The organism is Streptomyces africanus, assembly GCF_002150735.1.
In the GTDB taxonomy this organism is placed as follows: Bacteria; Actinomycetota; Actinomycetes; order Streptomycetales; family Streptomycetaceae; genus Streptomyces; species Streptomyces africanus.
The window spans coordinates 1-262 of the sequence record NZ_MUKA01000019.1 but is presented as its reverse complement, the minus strand read 5'-3'; the positions used below and the strand labels follow the sequence as shown (position 1 = coordinate 262).

General features: G+C 73.3%; 1 protein-coding gene. It reads left to right on the top strand.

Going from position 1 to position 262, the window contains the following annotated elements; translation table 11 throughout:
- Positions 1 to 26: 26 nt before the first annotated feature.
- The coding region (locus CCL05_RS03085; protein WP_086558930.1) for a hypothetical protein at positions 27 to 262 on the top strand (236 nt) is incomplete at its 3' end.

The following is a 262-nucleotide window of genomic DNA, read 5'->3' as shown; positions in this document are numbered from 1 at the left end:
CCGCCGCTGCCCAAGGATCCGGGCGCGTGGCACACACCTTCGCAGAGCTCGTGGAGAAGCAGCGCGCGGCGGACGAGGCGTACGCCCGCGTGCGGCAACTGCAGGACGACTACGGTCCGCCCACCCAGACCACGTGGAGCGCCCAGCAGACCACCACCTGGGAGACCGCCTGGCGCGCCTGGCGCGACCTCGCCCGCGACGTCCAGGCGGCGGTGACCGCGTACGCGAAACAGGAGGACACCCCGCGCCAGGAGATCGAGGC